Source organism: Nonomuraea guangzhouensis (assembly GCF_019396345.1).
Lineage (GTDB): Bacteria > Actinomycetota > Actinomycetes > Streptosporangiales > Streptosporangiaceae > Nonomuraea > Nonomuraea guangzhouensis.
Genome location: NZ_JAHKRM010000008.1, coordinates 270,979 through 293,308 on the forward strand (window position 1 = coordinate 270,979; position 22,330 = coordinate 293,308).

The following is a 22,330-nucleotide window of genomic DNA, read 5'->3' on the forward strand; positions in this document are numbered from 1 at the left end:
CTTCATGTCTGTTCGCTCTGCCATGCTCACTGCTGCCCTCGTCGGCGCTCTGTCCATCGGAGCCGCCACCGCCGCACACGCCGACTCCGGCACTGACAAGAAGGTCCTGCTCAAGGGTTCGACCACGGCGTCCTACTTCTGGGACGACTCCTCCGGTCGCGCCGGGGACACCGGGCTGCCGGCCAGCGGCAAGCCCATGCAGAAGCGTCTCGCCGCCAGCCCGAGCTGGCCGCTCATGACAGAGGGCTACGTTGTCTACAAGGGCAAGAAGATGCCCTTCTTCGTCGGTGACCGCGGCCCGGGCGCGCCGTCCTCCAGCGGCGTCATGCTCGACCTCGACGCCAAGACTTTCGCCGACCTGACCGGCGGCCGCTTCAACTCCAGCACGCTGGGTGTGGACGGCAACGGCGGCCAGGGCCACATCAAGGTCGACTACATCATTACCAAGTGGGGCAACGGCCCGGGCAAGAAGAACTACCCGGTCGCCTTCTCGACCGGTGCCTACGCCCGCGTGGACCACAACCCCGCCAAGCCCCCGCAGGTCGTCACGGCTCAGGAGACGGCCCCCAAGCCGGCTCCGGCTGCCCCCAAGCCGGCACCGGGCGCCAACGTGCCGGCGGCCGCGGTGTCGGTGGCCGACAAGAAGGTCGCCGAGTCGAGCGACGCTCTCAACGGCGCCGTGGTGGGGGCCGGGCTGGCCATCATCGGTGGCGGCGTGACGGTCGGTCGCAAGCTCCTCAAGCGCTGAACGGTCTGACGGTCTGTCGGTCTTTGCTTCGCGGGAAACAGAATGTCATTCTGATCCCGTGACCAAGCATGCAGTCGCCAACGGCATCCAGATCGCCTACGAGACCTTCGGCTCGTCCGACGGACGTCCCCTGCTCCTCATCATGGGGCTCGGCGCCCAGCTCATCCACTGGGACGACGAGCTCTGCGAGCTCCTGGCGGAGCAGGGCCATCGCGTCGTCAGGTTCGACAACCGTGACGCCGGACTCTCCACGCACCTGCACGACGAGGGCGTTCCCGCATTGGGGACGTCCTCTTCGTATTTGCTGGACGACATGGCCGACGACGCCGCCGGGCTGATGGACGCCCTCGGCTGGACCGCCGCCCATGTGGTGGGCGCCTCGATGGGCGGGATGATCGCCCAGACGCTCGCCATCCGGCACCCCGAACGCGTGCTGACCCTCACCTCGATCATGTCGACCCCCGGCCCGGACGTGGCCCCGCCCACGCCGGAGGCCAGCGCGGTGCTGCTCGCACCACCCGCGCCCGATCGCGCGGGCGTCCAGGCCCAGGCACTGAAGACCTGGTCGGTGATCGGCTCGCCCGGCTTCGACCTGGACCAGGACCGCATCGTCCGGATGTCCGGCCAGGCGTACGACCGGAGCTTCGACCCGCCGGGCACGACCCGGCAACTGGCCGCGATCCTGGCCTCCGGTGACCGCACGGAACAGCTCGGCACCGTGGGCGTGCCCACCTTGGTCATCCACGGCGAGGCCGACCAGCTCGTCCCGGTCGCCGGCGGCCTGGCCACGGCGGCGGCGATCCCGGGCTCCAGGCTTATGACCTTCCCCGGCATGGGCCACGACCTGCCCAAACCGCTCTGGCCGGAGATCATCGACGCCATCACCAAGCTCACCACCGGCTGACGTACTGGAGGACGGTGGCTCGCGTTCGCCGCGCCCGTACGCGAGCCACCGGGTCTGTCAGACCTCCAGCTTCTCCTCGATGCCGCGTAGCTGGTGCCTGGCCATCGCCAGGTTGGCCCGTCCCCGGTCCAGGGCGAGATAGAGGAACAGCCCCTTGCCGCCGCGGCCGGTGATCGGCCGGATGATGTGGTACTGGCCGCTGAGCGTGATCAGGATGTCCTCGATGGATTCCTTGAGCCCCAGCGAGTCCATCGTGCGCAGCTTGGCCTTGACCACCTCCGTGTTACCCGCCGCGGCGACCTGGAGATCCAGGTCCTTCGATCCGCCGAGCGCGCCCAGCGCCATGCCGCTGCCGTGGTCGACGATCGCCGCTCCGATCGAGCCGTCGATCGTCATCATCTCCTTGAGAGAGACGTCCATGCTGGCCATGCCTTCCTCCGTTCAAGGTCAGTGAATCCGTGCTGCGATGGCGGCCACGCTGGCCGCCGTCTTGCGGCCCTCCAGCCGGAGCAGCCCGAGATTGGTGCCGGGCTCAGCCAGGACTGTGAGGACGATGGTGGGGCCCGCCGCGTAGAAGGCGGCGAAGCCGGCGGTGCCGGAGATGAGCGTCTCCTCCAGTACGCCCTGGCACGTCATGATCGTCATTCGCCTGCTCAGCGCGAGCAGCGCCGCCGACAGCGCGGCGGTCTGCTCGCTGCTGCCGTTGACCTTGCCGCCGTTGTCGCAGGCGATGGTCATGCCGTCGACCGTGCAGGCGACGCTCCCGCTGATGTCCGGGGTGCGCTCGCGCAGGAGAACCATCTCCCTCAGCACCTCTTCACACAGCTTCACCGGTGGCCTCCTTTGCGGGCGGAGGAACCTCATGTCAGCTCCTCCAATGCCTTCTTCAGGCGCATCAGCAGGGCCAGGTCCGTGGGGTCCGCCGAGACCGGCGGGCCGAGCGGCAGCCCCCGGCCATGGGAATCGTGTGGCGGCCGCTGATCCGCCGCGCCACGCACCCGCCGCGGCAGCGCCCCCTGCCGGTCCCCGACGGCCTGCGCCGCGCCGTCTTCGGGGGCTCCTGTCGCGTCGTCCGGGGCGCCTGCCGCGTGCCGTGCCGTGCCTTCCTTGGTGGCCCGCGCGGTGGTCGCGCCCTTGTACGGGCCGTCTTTGGCGGGCTCTTGGGGTGGTGCCAGCAGCCCGGCAGCGGCCATCCTCCGTACGGCCAGCAGCACCGAATAGCCCGACCTGCCGAGCCGTTTGGCCAGGTCAAGCGGTGTCGCCTCGGCATCGGCCCCGGTGACGACCTCCCACTGGACCGAGTCCAGCGTCACCCCGTTCCCCGGCAGCCGCGGCAGCGGTCGTACCGGAGCCGTGTCCAGCTGGGCGGACGGCCAGATCTGCGCGAGATAAGCCCGGCGGCGCGCGCACTCGCGCATCAGCCCCGCCACGTCGAAGTACCACTGCCCGCCCAGCCAGTGCTGCTCACCGGGCCGGAACTTCGGCCGGTTCCCCCCGGCCGGCAGCAGGAAGAACGCGGCGTCCAGGACCGCCGCGAGCACGCAGTACTGCAGCTCGCCCAGCGTGACGGGCCCTTCTTCCAGCAGCCGGGCGCAGCCCCCGTCGGCCTGCAACCGGCGCAGCGCGGTCTCCGGCAGCCGTCCCCGCGCCGCCAGCACGCGCTCGACGCCGGGCGTGTGGGCGCACTCCATGTACGTGACGCGGCCCTCGCTGAGGAAGATCGTCCCGGCCCGGCCCACGCGAAGGGCGCCCGTGGAACGTTCACGGGCGAGACCGGCGAGGAGCGTGTCCAGCGGTGCCATGGCTCAGGTCAGAAACTGGCTGGAGATGGCTTGCAGGCGGTAGCGCGCCAGGGCGAGGTTCGACCGTTCCAAGTCGAGGCGCAGGTAAATGATGAGCGGCCCCTCGAATACCGTTTCCAGCATCCTGAGTAAATGATGGCCTTTGTCCGTCGTGACTAACATGTCGTCAATGCGGACCGTTTCGCCGGGGCAGGAACGGGCCAGGCCGTCCATCGTCGCGCGCAGCGTCTCGGTCAGGGCGGCGGCGGAGCGCTCGGCGTCCACACCCTGCGGCGGCCCGCTGATGGCCACGGCCATGCCGCTCGTCTGGTCGAGGAGCATCGCGTCCAATGCCCCTGGTATCGCCATGACCTCGGTCAGGCAGTCGTCCAGTCCCAGCACGTGCACCCTCCCACGCCGTCGTGAGGACTGAGACAGCGTAGGAGCGATGGATGGCAGCGGGGTGATCGCATAAAGCGAGATATGTATGAAGTTGAAGATGTCTACGGCCAGGGTGGAAAAAAACCTAACCGCGACGGAGATTTCCTGAATTCACGCGTATTGCTCGCGACATTTAAGAATTTCGTTCACATTATCCTCGGCCCAGGCGGCCACTATGGAGATCGGCTCGTGCAGTGAGCGGCCCAGGTCCGTGAGCGTGTACTCCACCCGCGGCGGCACCTCGGCGAACACCTCGCGGGTCAGCAGCCCGTCCTGCTCCATGCTCCGCAGGGTCTGCGTCAGCACCTTGGGCGTGACGCCGCCGATGCGGCCGCGGAGCCCGGTGAAGCGCATCGGGCCCTTGGCGAGACTGAGCAGCACCAATACGGACCACTTATCGCCGATCCGGTCCAGCACGATCCGTGTCGGGCAATTCGCATCGAAGACATCGCCAGTATCCATTAGGTACTTATAGCACGATGAAGTAACCAGTATCCAACGGATACTCTTGGAGACATGAAGATCCTTCTCTTTGGCGCGACCGGCATGATCGGTCAGCGCATCGCCACCGAACTCACGAACCATGGCCACGAGGTGACCGGTGTCAGCAGGTCAGGGCCGGTCAAGGGAGACGTGCACGACGCCGCCACCCTCGCCCGCGGCCACGACCTGGTGATCTCCGCGATCGCTCCGCCCCGCGACGGGAGCGAGCCCGAGGGGCCGTTCCTCGACGCCCAGCGCGCCCTCATCGACGGCGTCCGCGCCGCCGGCGTGCGGCGGCTCATCGTCGTCGGCGGCGCCGGCAGCCTTCAGGTGGCGCCCGGCCTCGACCTGGTCGACGCGCCCGGGTTCCCGGAGCTGTACAAGAAGGAGTCGCTGGCGCAGCGGGCCGCCCTGGGCCTCTACCGCGAGGTCGACGACCTCGACTGGACGTACATCTCGCCGGCCGTCGAGATCGAGCCCGGTGAGCGTACCGGCCACTACCGGGTCGGTGGCGACCAGCTCCTCGCGGACGACGAGGGCAACAGCCGCATCTCCGCCGAGGACTACGCGGTCGCGATCGCCGACGAGGTGGAGAAGGGCGAGCACCCGCGCCGGCGGATCACGGTCGCCTACTGAAGCCCGGCGGGCTCCTCGGCGAGTCCGCCCGGCTCCTCGGGCAGCAGCGCCTTCTCGTCTGGTTTGTGGACGAGCACCTTGTCCACGTACGACTTCACCGCGGCCGCGATGCCGACATCGGCCCCGGCCGCCTCCGACAGGTACCACCGGTGGTCCAGCACCTCGTGGAACAGCTGCGCGGGCTCCAGCTTTCCGCGCAGCCGGGCCGGAATGCCCTCGACCGTCGGCTGGAACACCTCGGCCAGCCACCGGTGCGCCACGATGGCCTCGTCCTCGTGCCGCAGGCCCTTGGCGACCCGGAACCCGTCGAGGTCGTTCAGCAGCCGCCTGGCCTGGTTCTCCTCGACGTCGAGGCCGGTGAGCCGGAGCAGCCGCCGCTGGTGGTGCCCGGAGTCGACCACCTTGGGCCGCACGATGAGCCGCCCGGTGCCGACCTTGCGCCGGACCATCATCTCGGCCACGTCGAAGCCCAGCAGGTTGAGCCGCCTGATCCGCTGCTCCACCCGGTGCCAGTCGACCTCCTCGATGATCTCGTCCTGAGTGATCTCGTTCCACAGCCGGTGGTAGCGGGTCACGATGTCCTCGGCGGTGTCCATCGGGTCGATCGACGGGTGCAGCAGCTCGCCGGCCTCCAGGTCGAGCATCTCGCCGAAGATGTTCGTGTGCGCGGCGTCGATGTCGGCGAGCCGCTGGCCCTCGCTGATCATCGGGTGCATCTCGCCGGTCTCCGCGTCCACGAGGTAGGCGGCGAACGCGCCCGCGTCCCTGCGGAACAGCGTGTTGGACAGCGAGCAGTCACCCCAGTAGAAACCGGTCAGGTGCAGCCGCACCAGCAGCACGGCCAGTGCGTCCAGCAGCCGGGTGAGCGTGTCGGGCCGCAGCGTCCCCGACATGACCGCGCGGTAGGGGAGCGAGAACTGCAGGTGCCGGGTGATCAGCGCCGCGTCGAGCCCCTCGTCGCGGCCGGTGACGTAGGCGATCGGCTCGACCGACGGCGCGTCGAGCCTGGCCAGGTCCCACAGCAGCTGATACTCCCGTTTGGCGTACCGCTCGCTGATCTCTTTGATCGCGTACACCTTGCCGGACAGCCTGACGAACCGCACCACGTGCCGTGAGATACCGCGCGGGAGGTCGACCAGATGATGCGACGGCCAGTCGGTGAGAGGGATATCCCATGGCAGACGGATCAGGTCGGGGTCACCGAGCGCGCCGGTGATCTGAAGGGGCATAAAGCTCAGGATAATGTGCGAACGTGGACGAGTTTCTCAAGTGGTACTTTTCCGGTCGTCCCGTCGTCGCCAGCTACCTGGGAGCCGACGGCTACGATCACACGCTCGGTGACTTCACCGCCGCCGCCTTCGCCGCCCGCGAACGCGAAGAGATCCTCTGGCTGGACCGGCTCTCCAGGCTGGAGACCGCGACGCCGGACGACGCCATCGACAGGGACCTCGTCCTGTCGCAGTTACGGGGCTCGATCGCCCTGGCCTCCTGGCCGGACTGGCGGCGCGACCCGGCCGTCTACCTGTCGGCGATCTTCACCTCCATGTTCACGCCGTTCCAGCGGCGGCTCAAGCCCGAACCCGAGCTGGTGTCCGCCGCCGTCTCGCGGCTGGCCGAGGTGCCGGACGTGCTGGCCGCCTGCCGTACCAACCTCGACGCCGATCTCGCCGCGCCGCTGCTCGTCCAGCGCGGGCTCGGACAGGCGCGCACCGGACGCAACTTCCTCACCAGGACCATCCCGTCGATGGTGACGGACCCCGAACTACGCGCGAAGCTCGCCGACGCCGCCGAGCCGGCCGCCGCCGCGTTCGACGCGTTCGTCGCCTTCCTCGAGGGGTTCGAGTGCGGCGGCACCTGGCGGATGGGCGAGCGGCTCTACTCCACGCTGCTGCGCGAGCGCGAGCTGCTCGGGTACGACGCCGCCGAGCTGCACCGCAAGGGCGAGGCGGCCTGGGCGTCGCTGGACGCGCGGATGCGCGAGGTCACCCTGAGGCTCAACGGCACCGAGGACTGGCGGGCCGCGATGGAGTCCCTGATGGACGACCATCCCGCCACGCTGGCCGACATGCGGGCCGAGTACGAGGCCGAGACCTGCCGGGCCCGCGAGTTCGTCAAGGAACGCGACCTGGTGACCTTCCCCGAGGGGGAGGAGTGCCTGGTGCTGCCCTCGGCCGAATACACCAGGCCGGTCCTCGCCGTCGCCCACTACCTGGCGCCGCCGCCGCTGAGCAGCTCGCGCACCGGCGTGTTCTTCGTGCCGTACACGCCCGACGACTTCACCGAGGAGCAGGTACGGCAGCGCCTGCGGACGAACTCGCGGGCCCAGATGCCGTCGATCGCCGTCCACGAGGCCTACCCCGGCCACCACTGGCACCTGTCGCACATGGCGAGCAACACCCGGACCGTGCGCAACGTGTTCCGCACCCCGTACTTCACCGAGGGCTGGGCCCTCTACGTCGAGAAGCTGCTGCACGAGCAGGGCTACTTCGACACGCTCGCCACCGAGCTGGCGCACCTGGACTGCCGCATCTTTCGCGCGGCCCGCATCGTGGTGGACACGGCGCTGCACTGTGAGGACATGTCGATCGAGGAGGCGGAGACGTTCATGGCGACGAAGGCGTCGCTGTCTCCCGGGACGGCGCAGGGGGAGGTCAGCCGGTACTGCGCCTGGCCCACGCAGGCGCCGTCGTACCTGACGGGGGCGATCGAGATCGACCGGATCAGAGAGTCGTACGAGGGGTCGCTGAAGTCGTTTCACGACAAGATCGCGGGCTCGGGCGGGCTGCCACTGGGACTGGCGGAACAGGCGGCGCACCTGTAGCTCGTCACGGCCGGCTCGTGACCGGGGGCCTCGTCAGGGCGTGCGGCGGGGGAAGGCCGGGGGGTTGAGCGCGCGGTCGACCACGGCCGCGAGCTGCTCGTCGGTCAGGATCGTGGGCTTGCCGACGCTCAGCCCCCGCACATACACCTCACACAGCCATTCCAGCAGCCGGGTGGCCTCGAAGGCCTGCTCCAGCGTGGCGCCGATGGTGACGCCGCCGTGGTTGGCCATGAGCGCCGCCTGCCTGCCCTCCAGCGCCGCCCGTACGTTGGCCGCCAGCTCCGGCGTCCCGTACGTCGCGTACTCGGCCACGCGCACCACCCCACCCAGGAGCAGCGCGTTGTAGTGGACCGGCGGCAGCTCGGTCATCGTGGTGGCCACCACCGTCCCGAACACCGAGTGCGTATGGACGATGGCCTGCGCGGCGGTGGTCTCGTAGACGGCCAGGTGCATCGGGGTCTCGGAGGACGGCTGCAGGTCGCCTTCGACCAGGTAGCCCTCGATGTCCACGATCGGGCACATCTCCGGCGTCAGCCGGTCGAGCGCGACTCCCGAGGGGGTGACCGCGACCAGTTCGCCCTGACGGACGCTCAGGTTGCCTGACGTACCGATGACCAGGCCCTGCTCGACGGCTCTCTGCCCGTATTCGCACAGCTGCTCGCGGAGGCTCATGGCGGGCAATGTAGTCGGTCGTCCGATTTGCGGCAATGCCATTGACGACAGCGGGCTCTGAACCTATGTTCGAAATGTTGCATACCCTCGGTATGGAAGAGAGCTGGTCATGAAGCCACCGCTCATCGCCGTCTACGGAGCCAACGGACACACCGGCCGCCTGGTCGCCACCGAACTCCTCTCGCGAGGCCAGGAGATCGTGCTGGCCGGACGTGACGCGGAGGCCCTGCGCTCGCTCGCGGACGAGCTGAACGCACCGGATCGGGTACGGACCCATCCGGCCGCCCTCGACGACCCGCCGGCCCTGCGCGAGCTGGCCGAGAGCGCCGCCGTGCTGATCCACTGCGCCGGGCCGTTCACCCACACCTGCGAGCCGATCGCCACCGCGGCCGTCGCGGCAGGCTGCCACTACATCGACCACGCCATTGAGCCGCATCCGGTGAAGTACCTGTTCGACACCGTGCAGGCCCCGGCCCAGCAGGCGGGGATCGTGATGATCCCGCAGATGAGCTTCTACGGCGCCCTCGCCGACCTGCTCGCCGCCGCCGTGGCCGACGGGCTGCCCGGCGTCGACCGGGTGACGGTCGGCTACTCGGTGACGGGCTGGCGGATGACTCCCGCGGCGGTGAAGACCGCCGAACTGCTGATCGGCGAGATCGACCGCGTCACGTACGCCGACGGCGCCCAGCGGGTCGGCCCCGTGGAGATCCGCAACACGGTCTTCCCGTTCCCGCCGCCGCTCGGACCGCGCACGATGATCGCCCCCTTCCCCTCGGGCGAGGTGGTCACGATCCCCCGGCACGTCCCCGCCAGGGTGGTGGAGTCGCAGCTCACGGCCAGTACGTTCGAGGAGGAGCAGATCTTCACCAGCCAGGACGCCACACCCGCCGACCGGGCCAGGACCAACTTCATGATCGCGGTCCAGATCACCGCACCGGGCGGCGGCGGGCGCAACGGTCACGTGCGGGGGAGCGACATCTGGTGGGTCGGCGCCCTGGCCTCGGTGGAGGCGGCGATCCGCCTGACAAGGGGCGAAGGACCACAGAAGACCGGCGTCCTCAGCGCGGCAGAGGCATTCCCCGCCGAACCGTTCCTCCGGCGAATGGAGGAATTGGGGGCATTCACGTTGAGTCTCTGACCGAGGACGAGGACGGAATCAGGGTGGCTCTGATCGAGGACGAGAAGCGAATCGGTGACGGGGCTGCCCTGCCCGAGGGCTGAATCGGGTGGCCGGGGCGCCTCTGGCCAAGGATGCCGCCCGAATCGGGTGACCAAGCGCCGTTGCGGCGGGACGTTGCGCCCGGTCAGCGGGCGTCTCCCTGGACAGAGGCCCGCCATTTGCGGTGGTTGGCGGGTGGGGTGGCTTGCCGTACAGGATGGAAGGTCTTTCAAAGAGTTGCGCCCCGTCGGCGGGCGTCTCCCTGCACAGGCGCCCGCCATTTGGTCGTACAGGATGAAAACTCTTCTAAAAGAGATCAGAGCCGGTCGAGGGTGGAGAGCATCAGGCGCTCCAGGTCCACGCGGGCCAGGCGGCCGGGATAGAGCAGCAGGTGCAGGCTGAGCCCGTCGACCAGCGCCAGCAGGCGTTCGGCGACGTCGTCGAGGTTCTCGTCGGTGGCGAGCTCTCCCGCCGCCCGCGCCTCACCGAGCAGCCGCCGCACGGCGGTGCGGAGCTCGGCGGCCTCGGCCCGCTGGACCTCGGCGAGGTGCTCCGAGGCCAGGCTGCGGCTCCAGAAGCTGACCTCCAGACGCGTCTCCTGAGTACGTTCGGCGTCGAGGGGGAGGTTGTCCAGCAGCAGTTCGCGCAGTGCGGCGAGGCCGGTGACGCCCTCGATCTTGCGCGTCAGCCGCTCCCGGATCCGCTGGTGCGACTGACGCAGCGCCGACAGCAGGATCTCGTCCTTGTCGGCGAAGTAGTGCGCCAGCACGCCGTTGGAGTAGCCCGCCTCCTTGGCGATGGCGCGGGTCGTGGCGGCGTCGATGCCGTCCCTGACGATCACCCGGCGGGCGGCTGAGAGCACCTCGCGCCTGCGTTCGTCATGGTCAACGATCTTCGGCATCCGGCGGCCCCCTTCGGTGTTGTTCTGAGCATATTGACTTTTTATTCGGACGTCTGTCTATTTAGACCCATGACCGAGCCCATCGTCCCCACCGTCGCCACTGTCGGCGTGCACATCGTCGACATCCTCGCCAGGCCCGTCTCGCACATCCCGGAAGGGCAGGACACCGCCCTGGTGGACCAGATCCGGCTGACCGCCGCGGGATCCGCGGCCGGGACGGCGGTCGACCTGGTCAAACTAGGCAACGAGGTCGTCTCCATGGGCGCGATCGGAGACGACGAACTCGGCGACTTCCTGGTGGCGGTGATGACCAAGCGCGGCGTGGACGTCTCCCGGCTCACCCGCAAGGCCGGAGAACAGACGGCGGCCTCGATCCTCCCGATCCGCCCCGACGGCGGCCGCCCCAGCTTCCACGTCCCCGGCGCGAACCTCGGGGTCACGTCGTCGGACCTGGACGTGGCGCTGCTGCGTGAGGTTCGGGCCGTTCACCTGGGTGGGATGGACGTGACGTTCGGGCTGGGGGATCCGGCGTTCTTCTCGCTGCTGGACTCGCTCCGGGCGGACGGGGTGATCGTGACAATGGACCTGCTGTCCGAGATGCCGGACCTGCTGGGGATGGCACGGGCGTTCCTCCCGCATGTGGACTATGTACTCCCGAACGACTCCCAGGCCCTTCTCATGGCGGCCGGCCTCACCCCCGGCGTTCCGGCGGGGGACGCCGCCACTTCCGGCGGCGATTCGCCAACCGGAGACGCCACCGGAGGGCCGGCGACCGGATCGCCCGGGACGGACACGACGGTTACCTCCACGGTTGGGTCGACAACTCCGTCAGCGGGCGGGTCGGTCTCGGACGGGGCGGGGTCTGTGGGCGAGTCGGTCTCGGAAGGGACGGCTTCTGTGGGCGAGTCGGTCTCAGACGGGACGGCTTCTGTGGGCGGGTCGGTCTCGGAGGGGTCGTCGGCTGCCTTCGCGGGTGGATCGATCGCGGAGGTGTCGGCGGCGGCGATGGCGTTGCTGGCGGAAGGGCCGCGCGGGGTGCTCGTGACCATGGGAGGCGCGGGGAGCCTGGTGGTGACCGAGGCGGGGGTCGAGCAGGTGCCCGCGCTCAAGGTCGAGGTCAGCGACACGACCGGGTGCGGGGACGCGTACTGTGCCGGGTTCATCACCGGTCTGCTGCACGGGCAGGACGTGCTGGGCGCCGCCCGCTGGGGCACGGCCGCCGCCGCCCGAGTCGCCACCGGGCTCGGCTCGGACGCCGGCCTCACCGACCTCGCATCCACCCTCGCCCTCCTGACGTGACCACGATGCCGGTCCCTCCGGACCGCAGTCGTACCGGACTCCGGCTGTGCCGAACTCTGGTCGCGCCGAACTCCGGTCGTATGGGTTCCGGTCGTACCGGGCGCGCCCCAACCCCGGGCGCACCCAACCCCGCTGTGCTCAAGCTCCGGTGTGTTGAACTTGGAAAGAAGGATTTCAGATGACAGACGCTGAACTTCGTCAGCGGGCGTTGAAGGTCGTGCCCGGCGGGATGTACGGGCACCTCAACGCGGCGATCTTCGCCCCCGGATACCCGCAGTTCTTCGAGCGAGGCGAAGGCTGCCGGCAGTGGGATGTGGACGGCCGCGAGTACATCGACTTCATGTGCAGCTGGGGCCCGGTCGTGCTCGGGCACCGGCATCCGCGCGTGGAGGAGGCGGCCGCGCGGCAGCTCGCTCTCGGCGACTGTCTCAACGGGCCGGGCGCGGTCATGGTCGAGCTGGCCGAGCTGCTGGTCGACACCGTGCCCAGCGCCGACTGGGCGATGTTCTCCAAGAACGGCACCGACGCCACCACCCAGGCGCTCATGGTCGCCCGGGCGGCCACCGGCCGGACGAAGGTGCTGATGGCCCACGGCGCCTACCACGGAGCCGACCCCTGGTGCACTCCGTCGCTCGCCGGGACGACGCCGAACGAGCGGGCCGATCTGGTGGAGTTCGACTACAACTCGATCGAGTCGCTGGAGGCCGCGGCGGCCACGGTCGAGGGGGATGTCGCGGCGATCATCGTGACGCCGTTCAAACACGACTCCTTCGAGGATCAGGAACTGGTAGAGCCTGCTTTCGCGCGGGCCGCGCGGGCGCTGGCCGACCGGATCGGGGCCGCGCTGGTGATCGACGACGTGCGGGCGGGGTTCAGGATCGACCTGCGGGGCTCGTGGGAGCCCTATGGCGTACGGCCGGACCTGACGGCGTGGTCCAAGGCCATGGCGAACGGCTACCCGATCGCCGCCGTGACCGGCACGGACGCGTTGCGCGGGCCGGCTCAGTCGCTGTATTCGACGGGATCGTTCTGGTTCTCGGCCGTGGCGATGGCGGCGGCGAAGGCGACGATCGAGACGCTGCGCGACACCGAGGGCATCGCGGCCATGGAGCGCGCCGGGACGCAGCTGCGTGAGGGGTTGTATGGCCAGGCCAAGGCGCACGGGTTCGTGGTGAACCAGACGGGGCCCGTGACCATCCCGTGGCTGAGCTTCGACGGCGACGCCGACCTGTCGACCGCCCTGTACTGGAGCGACGCCTGCCTGCGGCACGGCGTGTACATCCACCCGTGGCACAACTGGTTCATGTCGGCGGCGCACACGGAGGAGGACGTGGCCCGGGCCCTGGAGGGAACCGACCTGGCCTTCGCCGAGACCCGAGCGCACTTCGGCTGAGGTACGAGTAGCTGAGCGAAACGAGCACGAGTAGCTGAGCGAGCATGGGGGGCTGAGCGAGGCGAGCGCAAGTAGCTGAATACGAGTAAAGGTACGAGTACAGGTACGGCTACGGGTGGCCGTTTGGGCGGCGGCCCTCTACTGTCCTTCATGTAGGACGATCGTGGCAAAAGTTTACATCTCGATTGCACACACCCCTTGACGTGCGCGGGTAGCCGTTCGTACCTTCGGGCAAACGGTTAGGAAACTTTCCTAATCCGTCCTCTTCAGGAGCCCCCATGACCCACCCGGGAGAGATCACTCGTCGTCAGCTGCTGCGCCGAATCGGCTTGACCGCGTTCGTCGCCGGTCCCGGCGCGGGCCTGCTGAGCGCCTGCGCCACCGGCGGCGCCGGCGACGAGCCCACTGCGACGCCGACCGGCACGATCGCGGTCTCCGCCGACCCCAAGAACCCGTTCGGCGTCGACGCCAAGAAGCCGCTGGAGGTCACGATCTTCAGCGGCGGGTACGGCGACGCATACGCCAAAGACCTGCACGAGGAGATGTACAAGAAGCGGTTCCCCGGAGTGACGGTCAAGCACAACGCGACCCAGGAGATCGGCACCCAGCTCCGCTCGCGCTTCGTCAGCGGCGACGTGCCCGACGTGGTCAACAACTCGGGCCCCGCGGCACTCGACCTGGCCGCCATGGCCACCGAGGGCCAGCTTGCCGACCTGACCGCGCTGTTCGACGCGCCTTCGCTCGACGATCCGGCCAAGAAGGTCCGCGACACCGTGACGCCGGCCGTGCTGGACAACGCGAAGATCGACGGCAAGGACCTCGTCCTGAACTACACCGTCTCCCATCGCGCGCTCTGGTACAACGCCAAGCTCTTCGCCGACAAGGGATGGACGCTCCCGAAGACGTGGGCGGAGTTCAAGGCGCTCGGCGAGACGGCGAAGCAGGAGGGCATCCTGCTGTTCGCCTATCCCGGACAGAAGGGTCCGTACTACCAGCTCTGGAACGCCCTCTACACGGCTGCCAAGATCGGCGGCAACCAGGTCATCATCGACATCGACAACCTGGTCGACAACGCCTGGAACGCCGAGGCGATGAAGCAGTCGGTCACCGCCTGGGTGGAGATCCAGACGCTGTATGGCGACAAAGCGTACTTCGGCCTTGATCACACCCAGACCCAGGTCAAGCAGCTCCAGAACAAGCTGCTCTTCTACCCGGTCGGCTCGTGGATCGAGAACGAGATGGCCAAGGACAAACCCAAGGACTTCGAGTACGCCATCGCCCCGATTCCCGACGTCACCGCCGCCGACAAGATGCCGTACGGAGCCATCCAGGTGGGCGTCGGCGAGAACTTCTTCGTCTCCGCCAAAGGCAAGAACTCGCAGGGCGGCCTGGAATATCTCCGCATCATGCTGTCGAAGGAAGGCGCCAAAGGCTTCACCGAGAAGACGCTGAACCTCACCGTGGTCAACGGCGCGGCCGAAGGGCTGGACCTCACTCCGGGCCTCAAGAGCGCGGCCAAGGCGCAGGACACCGCCGGCCAGAACATCATCACCGACGCCCGTTTCGAGGGCTGGTACAAGGAACTGTTCGACTACGGCACCCAGCAGATCAACGTGGTCATGGCCGGGCGCATCACGCCCGAGAAGTTCTGCCAGAACATGCAGAAGAAGGCGGACGCCATCAAGAAGGACTCGTCCGTCTCCAAGCAGACGCGGGGCCAGTAAACCATGCAGCGGTTGCGCAAGTACGGGTTCGTCGCCGGGTTTCTCGCCGTTCCGGTCGCGCTCTACTCGGTGTTCGTGATCAGTCCCTACATCCAGGCGTTCCAGATCTCTCTGACGGACTGGAACGGCTACAAGTCGAGGCTGCACTACGTCGGGTTCGACAACTTCACCCGGCTGTTCGGGGACGAGGTCTTCTGGCGGGCCCTGCGTAATCACGGAATCCTGCTGCTCGTGCTGCCGCTCGTGACCGTCGTCCTCGCGTTGTTCTTCGCGTTCCTGCTGAACCTGGGCGGGGGCTCACGGGGCGCGGGAATGAAGGGTATCTGGGGGTCGACGTTCTATCGGGTGGTGTTCTTCTTCCCCCAGGTGCTCGCCGTCGCCGTGGTCGGTGTGCTGTTCAAGGCGGTTTACCGGCCCGACGAGAGCGGGGTGATCAACGGAGTCCTGATCAAGCTGGGTCTCGATCCCGTCGGCTGGCTCATCGAACCGAACCTGGCCCTCTGGGCGATACTCGCGGTGATGATCTGGCAGGCCGTCGGATTTTACGTGGTGCTCTTCTCGGCCGGAATGGCCGCCATCCCGAAGGACTACTTCGAGGCGGCGGCGCTCGACGGAGCGGGGCGGGCCCGGCTGTTCTTCTCGATAACGCTGCCCCTGCTGCGCGACACCATCCAGGTGGGCTGGGTGTATTTGGGGATCGCGGCGTTCGACGGGTTCGCGCTGATCCTCGTGCTCGCCGGGGACAAAGGAGAGCCCGACGGGGCCACGACCGTGTTGCCGGTGGAAATCTGGAAGACCGCGTTCACCTATTCCAAGGTCGGCTACGCCTCGGCTATGGGGGTCGTGCTGTTCTTTCTCACCGTGACGTTCGCGGTGCTTACCCTGCGCACCACGCGGCGCGAGAGGATCGAACTCTGACATGGCCACGCCTCGTCCGGCCAGACCGCGCCCCAGCGTGCTCGGCGGCCTTTCACATGTGGCGCTCTTCATCTGGGCGTTGCTGATCATCCTGCCGCTGCTCTGGACGTTCCTCGCGTCCTTCAAGAACAACACGGAGATCTTCGGGGACGCGCTTCAACTGCCCGGCCAGTTGCGGCTCGACGCCTGGGGGCGGGCCTGGGACAAGGCCCACGTGGGGCAGTACATGTTCAACACCGTTATCGTCGTATTTTTCAGCACTTTGGGGACGATGCTGTTCGGCTCGATGGCGGCGTACGTCCTGGCGCGCTACCAGTTCTTCGGCAACAAGGTGATCTATTACTTCTTCGTGGCCGGGATGGCGTTTCCGATCTTCCTGGCGCTGGGGCCGCTGTTCTTCGTCGTCCTCCAGCTCGGCCTGCTGAACTCCCACCTCGGGCTGATCCTGGTCTACATCGCGTACTCGCTGCCGTTCACGGTCTTCTTCTTGGCCGCATTTTTCCGTACATTGCCGGACACCGTGGCCGAGGCGGCGTCGATCGACGGTGCCTCCCACACGCGCACGTTCTTCCAGATCATGCTCCCGATGGCCAAGCCCGGTCTGATCAGCATCACCATCTTCAACGTGCTCGGCCAGTGGAACCAGTATCTGCTGCCCCTCGTCCTCCTCACCGACGACAAGGACAAGTGGGTCATCACCCAGGGCATCGCCGACATCTCCACCATCGCCGGCTACGAGGCGGACTGGCCGAGCCTGTTCGCCGCCCTCAGCATGGCGATCCTCCCCGTGATGATCGTTTACATCATCTTCCAACGCCAGATCCAATCCGGGCTCGGCGCGGGGGCGCTGAAGTAACGTGAGCGTATGGACGTCGACAGCAAGCTCAACGACCTGCCCGAATGGCGTAGAGAAGGCGACGAGATCCGGCGCACGATCACCGCGCCCGACTTCCCCACGGCCATCCGGATCGTCGACGAGATCGCGGTCCAGGCCGAAGAGATGAACCACCATCCCGACATCGACATCCGGTGGCGCAGACTCCACCTCTCGCTGACCACCCACGACAAAGGGGCTCTGACGGAGAACGACTTCACCCTGGCCGGTCTGATCGACGGGATCGCCGCCAAACACGGTGCGTAGTGAGTTGGTTACTCGCTAGAGTGGTGGCCCCGTGAGCCTGGCCCAGGCTCGTCACCGCTTCCGGGGGTTCCCATGCGCCTGCCCACACCCGCCACCGCACCGAGGATGCCCGCATCCGTCCGCCTGCCCGGCCGGTCACCGCGCCCCGGATACCCCGGCTTCGTCGTCGAAGAGAAGTCGGCCGACCAGGGCGGCGCGGCACGCGGATCCGTCCGGGGGCCCGGTCGGCTGAGGGCGCGCGCGTCGGCGTTGGTGCTGGTCCTCGCGGTCGCGGGCTGCGCGCAGAGCCCGTCCGATCCAGCGGCGGACAAGGACGCCGCCCACAGCGCCAGCCCCAGTGTCGTTTCGGCGCCCACCTCGCTCACGGGCGCGGGGGAGTTCAAGCGGCGCACTACGGCGGCCATCGTCTACAACCGCAAGCTGGTCCCCAAGGGTGCGCAGGCGAGCCTGACCGCCGAGTCCACCGGCGGCAAGACGGTCACCTCGCTGGTGGTCGAAGGACTGCTGCCCGACCATCGTTACGGCGCCCACCTCCACGTCGCACCCTGCGGGGCCCGTCCGGCTGACGCGGGCGCGCACTTCCAGCACGTAGCCGGTCGGGCCGATGCGTCAAGCGAGGTGTGGCTGGACCTGAAGACGGACAACTCCGGCGCCGGGCGCGCCACCGCCCACCACGACTGGCCGCTGGCGGGCGCCCTGCCCCGCTCCCTGGTCCTCCACGCCAGCGCCACCGCCCCGTCCGCCCCGCCCGCGCCGCGCATCGCCTGCCTCACGCTGAGCTGACGTATCTCTATCGTCTGTTTGAAGAGCAGTCTCTTTTACGGCCCGCATGGGCCGGCCCCACCCGCCACACGTGGCCGGGCTCCCTCCAGGGGCACGCTCCTCCGGTTCACGTGGCTGGGCGCCGTGACGCGCGCACTCTTGGCCGATCCCGTGGTCAATTCGTGGGCCGACCAGCTCCGGTCCGGTGCGGCGCCGGCTCCGGGTCCTCGCCTCCCAGCCTGAGAACGTGCCCGGATACCGACGCCGCCGTTTCCCTACGGGTTGATGATGACGTCGATCGTCATCTCCGCATCGCCTGGTGTGCCGGAGATGTCGATGGTCACGCCGGTCCATCCGCCCCCGGGCAGATTCAGCGCGGGTGAGGTGTCCCTGCCGAGGCTCGCGTTGCCCAGGGATGGGTACAGGTCGTCAGCGTCGCCCCTGTTCCCCAGGCTGCCGATCCTGGCGAGCTGACGCAGGCCGTCGGCCTGCATCAACTCGATCGCCAGGCGGCGCTCGTCGTCGACGTTGGGTATGGCCTCGTCCACGACGTAGACCGCGAGGCCCTGGTCAGGAAGGAACTTGTCCTGCTCTTGCTGGCGGCGGTATTCGACGACGATGTACTGCGTGTCCTTCATCGTCCGATCGTTGTGGACGAGGACGAAGTCGCCGCCTTCGGCCGCCGGCCGGAGCGTGATGCCGCGAGTGGTCGTGGTGACCAGGCGCGGAGTGACCCAGTCATGGAACATCCGCAGCATGCTGGTCGGGAAGACGGGCGTGGCGCCGCCATTGCCCCATGATCCCGCCGCCATCAGGCAGAAGTTGCCCAGCCCGTGCGACTTGGCGCCGGTCTGCGCCCGATCGGTGTCGTAGTAGTCGGCCCAGCGTGCCGCCAGATGCCCCCACTCGTGGGCGCAGACGCCGACCTTGCAGTCCTCGGGCACGGTCAGGAAGGTGCTCACCTGCAGACCGGGCCCGACCGTGATCGGCTGCTCGCCGACGGTCCACTTCAGACTCCAGATGAACTGCAGCCCGGCGGCGTCCGCGAAGGTCTCGGCGCCCGGACCGGCGTGCACGACGAACAGCGCGGTGACCCGGTGTTCGTCGAGCACATCGAAGGAGGGGTCGAACTCGACGCCCGCCTCCTGCGCGGCCAGCACGGCGTCGTGCGCCATGCCCTGGGCATTGCGCGGGAAGTTGAGCTCGTCCAGCCCCGACTTGTTGTTGGCGTAGAAGGCCAGCGTTTGCGGCAGCCGGAACCAGCCGAACACTTCGCCCTGGACATCGATGCCGTGGTCGCCGGTGAAACCGCTGACCTTTCGGTAGAAGTCACGCATGCTGCCCGGCTGAGTGCCGAACAGCAGCCGCCTGAAGTGGTCCGCGTCGTGAGCCGGATCGTGCGGTCGGTCCTCGAAATCGACCAGCAGCACCAGGGTCTTGATGACACCTTTGAGCTTCTTCGGCGGCCGGTTGATCAGGCTCACATCAGGGGCGATCGGGGTGACGTTGTCGTCATCCAGGCCCACCGAGCGCGGCCCGCGCCGCTCGGAGCGCCACATCGCGTAGTAGTCCTCGAACGTCAGGTGCTCGGGCAGGAGCCCGGTCGCCTTCAGCTCGTAGAAACGGGTCTCCAACTTGGCCAGAGCGTCTGGCGCTAATGGAACGAAGTGCATGGTGTCCCCCATCGTCCGTCCTTTTCGTGAAGGTAGGACTGAATGGGTGTTGTGTCGTGAGTACCCCCTACTCAACCGATGCCGTGCGCCCCGCTCACCTTGTACCACTCTTCAGGCAAACGTGACGCCGATGCCGCGGCTGTTCGCGAGCCGGTTCTGCGGCCCGGTTCCGCGGTGCGGTTCGTGGGACGATAGCGTCGCCGTTCGTGGGCCGATCTCGGAGTCATCCGCAGGAAGTGGTTTGGCTCGTCCAGCCCGAGCGCGGTCGGTGATCCTTGCCAACTGGGCTCATCAACCCGTACACACCTGACCTCCAGAACGGCATAATTACACGATTACATGTGGGAGGTGCGGGTGAGTAGGAGCTGGCAGCCGCCTCGGTTACGGCTGTTCGAGGGGGTGCAGCGGCGGGCCACCTGGCTGGAGCTGCTGTATGACCTGGTGTTCGTCGTGGCCGTGGCCGAGTTGGCCGATGTGCTGGCCGAAGGGACCGAGGTCGGGCAGGTTCTGGCGTTCGTCGGGTTGTTCGTTCCCGTCTGGTGGGCCTGGGCGGGATATGTGTTCTACGCGAATCGGTTCGACACCGATGACGTAAGCCATCGCCTGCTCGTACTGCCGCAGATCCTGGCCATCGGGACGATGGCCGCGAGCGTGGGCGAGATCGGGGAGCGATCCGCGTTGTTCGCGCTCTCCTATGTGGCCGTGCGGGTCCTGCTGATCGTGGCCTACCTGCGGGCGGGGCGGCACGTGCCCGAAGGACGGCCGTTGACCAGCCGTTATGTGGCCGGGTTCACGGTGTCGGCGGTCATCTGGGTGGCGTCGCTGGCCGTCGAACCGCCACAGCGCTATGTGCTGTGGGGCGTCGCCATGGTGATCGATCTCGTCACGCCGCTGCTGGCGCGGCGGCACCAGGGCACGCTGCCGCCGCAGAGTGAGCACCTGCCCGAGCGGTTCGGGCTGTTCGTGGTGATCGTGCTGGGCGAGGTCGTCGCCGCCGTGGTGGTCGGGTTGAAGGGGCACGCGGTCACACCGGCCACGCTGCTGATCGCCCTCGCGGGCATCGCGATCGCCATGGCCTTCTGGTGGCTGTACTTCGGCCACATCGACGAGTCCGTGGTGCTGCGTACCCAGATAGCGGGACAGGTCTGGGTCTACTCTCATCTGCCGCTGTCGCTGGGGTTGGTCGCGTTCGGCATCGGGATCGAGCACGCGATCGCCCATCCGGGCACGGGCTGGGCCGTCGGCGTACCCGCCGCGGTGGTCTTCGCCACCCTCGGCCTCCAGCACCTGTGCTCCGGCGACCGGCTCGCCGCCGGCGTCCGCCTCGCGGCCGGCGCGCTCACGCTTGTCACGTCCGCGCTCCCGGCCGCGCTGGCGCTCCCCTTGATTCTCTTGTACGGCGCGGCGCAGGTCGCCTTCGACCTTCGCCGGCCCTTGCCCGGAGGAGAGGCATGACCCTCATGGACCTGTTCGACCGCCAGCTGGCCGCGATCGCGGACCGAGACCTGGAGGCCCTGCTGGCGCAGTATCACGACGACGCCATGGTCGTCCGCTTCGACCGCGTGGCCAGGGGGGCCGCTGAGGTCCGCGAGCTGTTCACCGGTTATCTGGCCGCCAAGCCCGAGGTGGTCGAGGTCACGTCGCTCCAGGTGGTGGAGGACGTCATCTTCTACAGCGCCCTCATGACCATCGCCGGCAACAAGGTCACCACGTTCGGCACGCTGGTGATCAGGGATGGCAAGATCTGGCGCCAGACCGCCGCCGGCGTGCCGTCCGCGTAACCCCCCGCTGGCCGCTCATGGCCGCCCGCCGCCAACCGCGCACAGTCGGCAGCGGGCAGCCAGGCCCCGCACAGTCGGTCAGTTCAGCCCGTCACCTCAACCCATCAGTTGCCTCATCGGCTGCCATGGCGTGGCGTCGAAGATCAGCAGGATCGAGGCGATCCGGCCGTCGACGAGCTTGAAATGCTCGGCCGTACGCTGGGTGCCCACCGGCGTCGCGGTGTGGACGTCATAGACGAGCGTGGCCTCCGACTCGCCGTACAGCTCGCTGATCAGGTCGACCCCGGTGACCACCTGGACGAAGCCGACGATCCCGGCCAGGTGGCCCGCGGCGTCGTCAGAGGTCATGAGCGGGCTCCGGAAGCTGAACTCGTCACCGATGAGGGCGGCGGCGGTGGGCACGTCGCCCCGGAACCGCGCCTCGTGGTAACCCCGAACGACGTCCCGCGTCCGGCTCTCGTCGTGCAGGCCGTCGCGCGCCTGACTCTCGCTGCTCAAGAGGCACCTTCCAGGTACTGTGCGAGCCGGTGCTGATTGTCGGCCACCCGGAGGCAGAGGTGCCGGAACCGGGTCAGCTCGTCGGTGGTGAAATCCCGGAACATCGCCGCCATCGCCCGCTGCGACGGCTCGCTGAACGCCTGGATCCATCCCCGCCCCTCAGCGGTGATCTGGGCCAGCACGGAACGCCGGTCCCGCTGGTCCGGGACCCGCCGCACCAGCCCCTCCCGCTCCAGCGTGTCGACCAGCCCGGTCACGTTCCGCGAGCTGACACCGGCGGACTGGGCCAGATCCCCGATGCTCACCCCGTCGCCATCGGCGGCGCCGAGCCGCATCAGCAGGTCCATCGCCCCGGAGCTCAACCCCCTGCCCTGGCTGCCATGGGCACGCATCCGTTCGATGGCGTGGAAGGCGGTGCGGATGGCGGCCGCGGCTTCCAACGCGGCCGTGTCACCTCCGCCGGTGAACTGCCGCATGGCGGCCCTGGTCTCGGGATCGAAGAGGTTTCCATCAGGATCACTGTCAAAGTCGGATTTATGTACGTCCTTCATCATGAGTTGGTACATTAGTACGTACTTCACGACTTGTCGATCCA

At 68.2% G+C, this 22,330-nt stretch carries 25 protein-coding genes; 14 read left to right on the top strand and 11 right to left on the bottom strand.

Annotated elements, in window-relative coordinates; all coding sequences use genetic code 11:
• Nucleotides 1-4 precede the first annotated feature (4 nt).
• Nucleotides 5-748 carry a hypothetical protein gene (locus KME78_RS67185; RefSeq protein WP_308127010.1) on the top strand — a complete coding sequence of 248 codons (744 nt, stop codon included), beginning with the start codon at nucleotides 5-7 and terminating at the stop codon, nucleotides 746-748.
• A 58-nt stretch (nucleotides 749-806) separates the two neighbouring features.
• A complete protein-coding gene (locus KME78_RS18445) occupies nucleotides 807-1,652 on the top strand; it encodes an alpha/beta fold hydrolase (protein WP_308127011.1) in 846 nt (281 codons plus the stop codon).
• A gap of 57 nt (nucleotides 1,653-1,709) precedes the next feature.
• Here KME78_RS18445 and KME78_RS18450 read toward each other — a convergent pair whose 3' ends face one another.
• The 5 genes from KME78_RS18450 to KME78_RS18470 form a co-directional block, all read right to left on the bottom strand.
• Entirely contained in the window at nucleotides 1,710-2,081 is a 372-nt protein-coding gene (locus KME78_RS18450; RefSeq protein ID WP_219530298.1) for a hypothetical protein, read from the bottom strand.
• An 18-nt stretch (nucleotides 2,082-2,099) separates the two neighbouring features.
• Nucleotides 2,100-2,483, bottom strand: coding sequence for a roadblock/LC7 domain-containing protein (locus KME78_RS18455; RefSeq protein WP_219530299.1), 384 nt, complete (start codon nucleotides 2,481-2,483; stop codon nucleotides 2,100-2,102).
• Between the two features lie 29 nt (nucleotides 2,484-2,512).
• Nucleotides 2,513-3,454, bottom strand: a complete 942-nt coding sequence (locus KME78_RS18460; RefSeq protein WP_219530300.1) for a hypothetical protein — start codon at nucleotides 3,452-3,454, stop codon at nucleotides 2,513-2,515.
• A gap of 3 nt (nucleotides 3,455-3,457) precedes the next feature.
• Entirely contained in the window at nucleotides 3,458-3,835 is a 378-nt protein-coding gene (locus KME78_RS18465) for a roadblock/LC7 domain-containing protein (protein WP_219530301.1), read from the bottom strand.
• Nucleotides 3,836-3,985: 150 nt separating this feature from the next.
• Nucleotides 3,986-4,336: a winged helix-turn-helix transcriptional regulator gene (locus tag KME78_RS18470; RefSeq protein ID WP_219530302.1), complete on the bottom strand. Its 351-nt coding sequence runs from the start codon at nucleotides 4,334-4,336 to the stop codon at nucleotides 3,986-3,988.
• Nucleotides 4,337-4,390: 54 nt separating this feature from the next.
• On the opposite strand from KME78_RS18470, the gene KME78_RS18475 reads away from it, so the two are divergent.
• Nucleotides 4,391-4,993: an NAD(P)-dependent oxidoreductase gene (locus KME78_RS18475; protein ID WP_219530303.1), complete on the top strand. Its 603-nt coding sequence runs from the start codon at nucleotides 4,391-4,393 to the stop codon at nucleotides 4,991-4,993.
• Here the strand turns inward: KME78_RS18475 and KME78_RS18480 are convergent.
• Complete coding sequence (locus tag KME78_RS18480; protein ID WP_219530304.1) at nucleotides 4,987-6,222, bottom strand: DUF4032 domain-containing protein; 1,236 nt, start codon at nucleotides 6,220-6,222, stop codon at nucleotides 4,987-4,989. The genes KME78_RS18475 and KME78_RS18480 overlap by 7 nt on opposite strands.
• Nucleotides 6,223-6,245: 23 nt before the next feature.
• Here KME78_RS18480 and KME78_RS18485 point away from each other — a divergent pair, with 23 nt between their 5' ends.
• Complete coding sequence (locus tag KME78_RS18485; protein ID WP_219530305.1) at nucleotides 6,246-7,814, top strand: DUF885 domain-containing protein; 1,569 nt, start codon at nucleotides 6,246-6,248, stop codon at nucleotides 7,812-7,814.
• 33 nt (nucleotides 7,815-7,847) lie between these two features.
• On the opposite strand, the gene KME78_RS18490 is transcribed toward KME78_RS18485, so the two are convergent.
• Complete coding sequence (locus tag KME78_RS18490) at nucleotides 7,848-8,486, bottom strand: class II aldolase/adducin family protein (RefSeq protein ID WP_219530306.1); 639 nt, start codon at nucleotides 8,484-8,486, stop codon at nucleotides 7,848-7,850.
• A gap of 109 nt (nucleotides 8,487-8,595) precedes the next feature.
• Here KME78_RS18490 and KME78_RS18495 point away from each other — a divergent pair, with 109 nt between their 5' ends.
• Nucleotides 8,596-9,624: a saccharopine dehydrogenase NADP-binding domain-containing protein gene (locus tag KME78_RS18495; RefSeq protein ID WP_219530307.1), complete on the top strand. Its 1,029-nt coding sequence runs from the start codon at nucleotides 8,596-8,598 to the stop codon at nucleotides 9,622-9,624.
• Nucleotides 9,625-9,961: 337 nt separating this feature from the next.
• Here the strand turns inward: KME78_RS18495 and KME78_RS18500 are convergent, their stop codons facing one another.
• Nucleotides 9,962-10,546: a TetR/AcrR family transcriptional regulator gene (locus KME78_RS18500; protein ID WP_219530308.1), complete on the bottom strand. Its 585-nt coding sequence runs from the start codon at nucleotides 10,544-10,546 to the stop codon at nucleotides 9,962-9,964.
• 69 nt (nucleotides 10,547-10,615) lie between these two features.
• Here KME78_RS18500 and KME78_RS64375 point away from each other — a divergent pair, with 69 nt between their 5' ends.
• From KME78_RS64375 to KME78_RS18535, 7 genes are all read left to right on the top strand, one after another.
• Nucleotides 10,616-11,845 carry a carbohydrate kinase family protein gene (locus KME78_RS64375; protein WP_246651304.1) on the top strand — a complete coding sequence of 410 codons (1,230 nt, stop codon included), beginning with the start codon at nucleotides 10,616-10,618 and terminating at the stop codon, nucleotides 11,843-11,845.
• A 178-nt stretch (nucleotides 11,846-12,023) separates the two neighbouring features.
• Nucleotides 12,024-13,238, top strand: coding sequence for an aminotransferase class III-fold pyridoxal phosphate-dependent enzyme (locus KME78_RS18510; RefSeq protein WP_219530309.1), 1,215 nt, complete (start codon nucleotides 12,024-12,026; stop codon nucleotides 13,236-13,238).
• Nucleotides 13,239-13,516: 278 nt separating this feature from the next.
• Entirely contained in the window at nucleotides 13,517-14,962 is a 1,446-nt protein-coding gene (gene ngcE, locus KME78_RS18515; RefSeq protein WP_219530310.1) for an N-acetylglucosamine/diacetylchitobiose ABC transporter substrate-binding protein, read from the top strand.
• Between the two features lie 3 nt (nucleotides 14,963-14,965).
• Nucleotides 14,966-15,880, top strand: a complete 915-nt coding sequence (locus KME78_RS18520) for a carbohydrate ABC transporter permease (protein WP_219530311.1) — start codon at nucleotides 14,966-14,968, stop codon at nucleotides 15,878-15,880.
• 1 nt (nucleotide 15,881) lies between these two features.
• Nucleotides 15,882-16,736, top strand: a complete 855-nt coding sequence (locus KME78_RS18525) for a carbohydrate ABC transporter permease (RefSeq protein ID WP_219530312.1) — start codon at nucleotides 15,882-15,884, stop codon at nucleotides 16,734-16,736.
• Nucleotides 16,737-16,745: 9 nt separating this feature from the next.
• Complete coding sequence (locus tag KME78_RS18530; RefSeq protein WP_219530313.1) at nucleotides 16,746-17,021, top strand: 4a-hydroxytetrahydrobiopterin dehydratase; 276 nt, start codon at nucleotides 16,746-16,748, stop codon at nucleotides 17,019-17,021.
• A gap of 72 nt (nucleotides 17,022-17,093) precedes the next feature.
• Nucleotides 17,094-17,804 carry a hypothetical protein gene (locus KME78_RS18535; protein ID WP_219530314.1) on the top strand — a complete coding sequence of 237 codons (711 nt, stop codon included), beginning with the start codon at nucleotides 17,094-17,096 and terminating at the stop codon, nucleotides 17,802-17,804.
• A gap of 254 nt (nucleotides 17,805-18,058) precedes the next feature.
• Here the strand turns inward: KME78_RS18535 and KME78_RS18540 are convergent, their stop codons facing one another.
• Nucleotides 18,059-19,468: a M6 family metalloprotease domain-containing protein gene (locus tag KME78_RS18540; protein ID WP_219530315.1), complete on the bottom strand. Its 1,410-nt coding sequence runs from the start codon at nucleotides 19,466-19,468 to the stop codon at nucleotides 18,059-18,061.
• A 342-nt stretch (nucleotides 19,469-19,810) separates the two neighbouring features.
• On the opposite strand from KME78_RS18540, the gene KME78_RS18545 reads away from it, so the two are divergent.
• Together KME78_RS18545 and KME78_RS18550 are read left to right on the top strand one after the other, a co-directional pair.
• A complete protein-coding gene (locus KME78_RS18545; RefSeq protein WP_219530316.1) occupies nucleotides 19,811-20,911 on the top strand; it encodes a low temperature requirement protein A in 1,101 nt (366 codons plus the stop codon).
• Nucleotides 20,908-21,237, top strand: a complete 330-nt coding sequence (locus KME78_RS18550; protein ID WP_219530317.1) for a nuclear transport factor 2 family protein — start codon at nucleotides 20,908-20,910, stop codon at nucleotides 21,235-21,237. Before KME78_RS18545 ends, KME78_RS18550 begins: the two co-directional genes overlap by 4 nt.
• 96 nt (nucleotides 21,238-21,333) lie before the next feature.
• Here KME78_RS18550 and KME78_RS18555 read toward each other — a convergent pair whose 3' ends face one another.
• Together KME78_RS18555 and KME78_RS18560 are read right to left on the bottom strand one after the other, a co-directional pair.
• Nucleotides 21,334-21,735, bottom strand: coding sequence for a nuclear transport factor 2-like protein (locus tag KME78_RS18555; RefSeq protein WP_219530318.1), 402 nt, complete (start codon nucleotides 21,733-21,735; stop codon nucleotides 21,334-21,336).
• Nucleotides 21,732-22,211 (bottom strand): MarR family winged helix-turn-helix transcriptional regulator, encoded by a 480-nt coding sequence (locus KME78_RS18560; protein WP_219530319.1) that lies wholly within the window; start codon nucleotides 22,209-22,211, stop codon nucleotides 21,732-21,734. Before KME78_RS18560 ends, KME78_RS18555 begins: the two co-directional genes overlap by 4 nt.
• Nucleotides 22,212-22,330: the final 119 nt, after the last annotated feature.

What these genes read in the sequence shown, in the direction of transcription:
- KME78_RS67185 (WP_308127010.1), top strand. Translation starts at nt 5, where the DNA reads ATGTCTGTTCGCTCTGCCATGCTCACTGCTGCCCTCGTCGGCGCTCTG.
- KME78_RS18450 (WP_219530298.1), bottom strand. Translation starts at nt 2,081, where the DNA reads ATGGCCAGCATGGACGTCTCTCTCAAGGAGATGATGACGATCGACGGC.
- KME78_RS18460 (WP_219530300.1), bottom strand. Translation starts at nt 3,454, where the DNA reads ATGGCACCGCTGGACACGCTCCTCGCCGGTCTCGCCCGTGAACGTTCC.
- KME78_RS18470 (WP_219530302.1), bottom strand. Translation starts at nt 4,336, where the DNA reads ATGGATACTGGCGATGTCTTCGATGCGAATTGCCCGACACGGATCGTG.
- KME78_RS18475 (WP_219530303.1), top strand. Translation starts at nt 4,391, where the DNA reads ATGAAGATCCTTCTCTTTGGCGCGACCGGCATGATCGGTCAGCGCATC.
- KME78_RS18480 (WP_219530304.1), bottom strand. Translation starts at nt 6,222, where the DNA reads ATGCCCCTTCAGATCACCGGCGCGCTCGGTGACCCCGACCTGATCCGT.
- KME78_RS18490 (WP_219530306.1), bottom strand. Translation starts at nt 8,486, where the DNA reads ATGAGCCTCCGCGAGCAGCTGTGCGAATACGGGCAGAGAGCCGTCGAG.
- KME78_RS18495 (WP_219530307.1), top strand. Translation starts at nt 8,596, where the DNA reads ATGAAGCCACCGCTCATCGCCGTCTACGGAGCCAACGGACACACCGGC.
- KME78_RS18500 (WP_219530308.1), bottom strand. Translation starts at nt 10,546, where the DNA reads ATGCCGAAGATCGTTGACCATGACGAACGCAGGCGCGAGGTGCTCTCA.
- KME78_RS64375 (WP_246651304.1), top strand. Translation starts at nt 10,616, where the DNA reads ATGACCGAGCCCATCGTCCCCACCGTCGCCACTGTCGGCGTGCACATC.
- KME78_RS18510 (WP_219530309.1), top strand. Translation starts at nt 12,024, where the DNA reads ATGACAGACGCTGAACTTCGTCAGCGGGCGTTGAAGGTCGTGCCCGGC.
- ngcE (WP_219530310.1), top strand. Translation starts at nt 13,517, where the DNA reads ATGACCCACCCGGGAGAGATCACTCGTCGTCAGCTGCTGCGCCGAATC.
- KME78_RS18520 (WP_219530311.1), top strand. Translation starts at nt 14,966, where the DNA reads ATGCAGCGGTTGCGCAAGTACGGGTTCGTCGCCGGGTTTCTCGCCGTT.
- KME78_RS18525 (WP_219530312.1), top strand. Translation starts at nt 15,882, where the DNA reads ATGGCCACGCCTCGTCCGGCCAGACCGCGCCCCAGCGTGCTCGGCGGC.
- KME78_RS18530 (WP_219530313.1), top strand. Translation starts at nt 16,746, where the DNA reads ATGGACGTCGACAGCAAGCTCAACGACCTGCCCGAATGGCGTAGAGAA.
- KME78_RS18535 (WP_219530314.1), top strand. Translation starts at nt 17,094, where the DNA reads ATGCGCCTGCCCACACCCGCCACCGCACCGAGGATGCCCGCATCCGTC.
- KME78_RS18540 (WP_219530315.1), bottom strand. Translation starts at nt 19,468, where the DNA reads ATGGGGGACACCATGCACTTCGTTCCATTAGCGCCAGACGCTCTGGCC.
- KME78_RS18550 (WP_219530317.1), top strand. Translation starts at nt 20,908, where the DNA reads ATGACCCTCATGGACCTGTTCGACCGCCAGCTGGCCGCGATCGCGGAC.
- KME78_RS18560 (WP_219530319.1), bottom strand. Translation starts at nt 22,211, where the DNA reads ATGCGGCAGTTCACCGGCGGAGGTGACACGGCCGCGTTGGAAGCCGCG.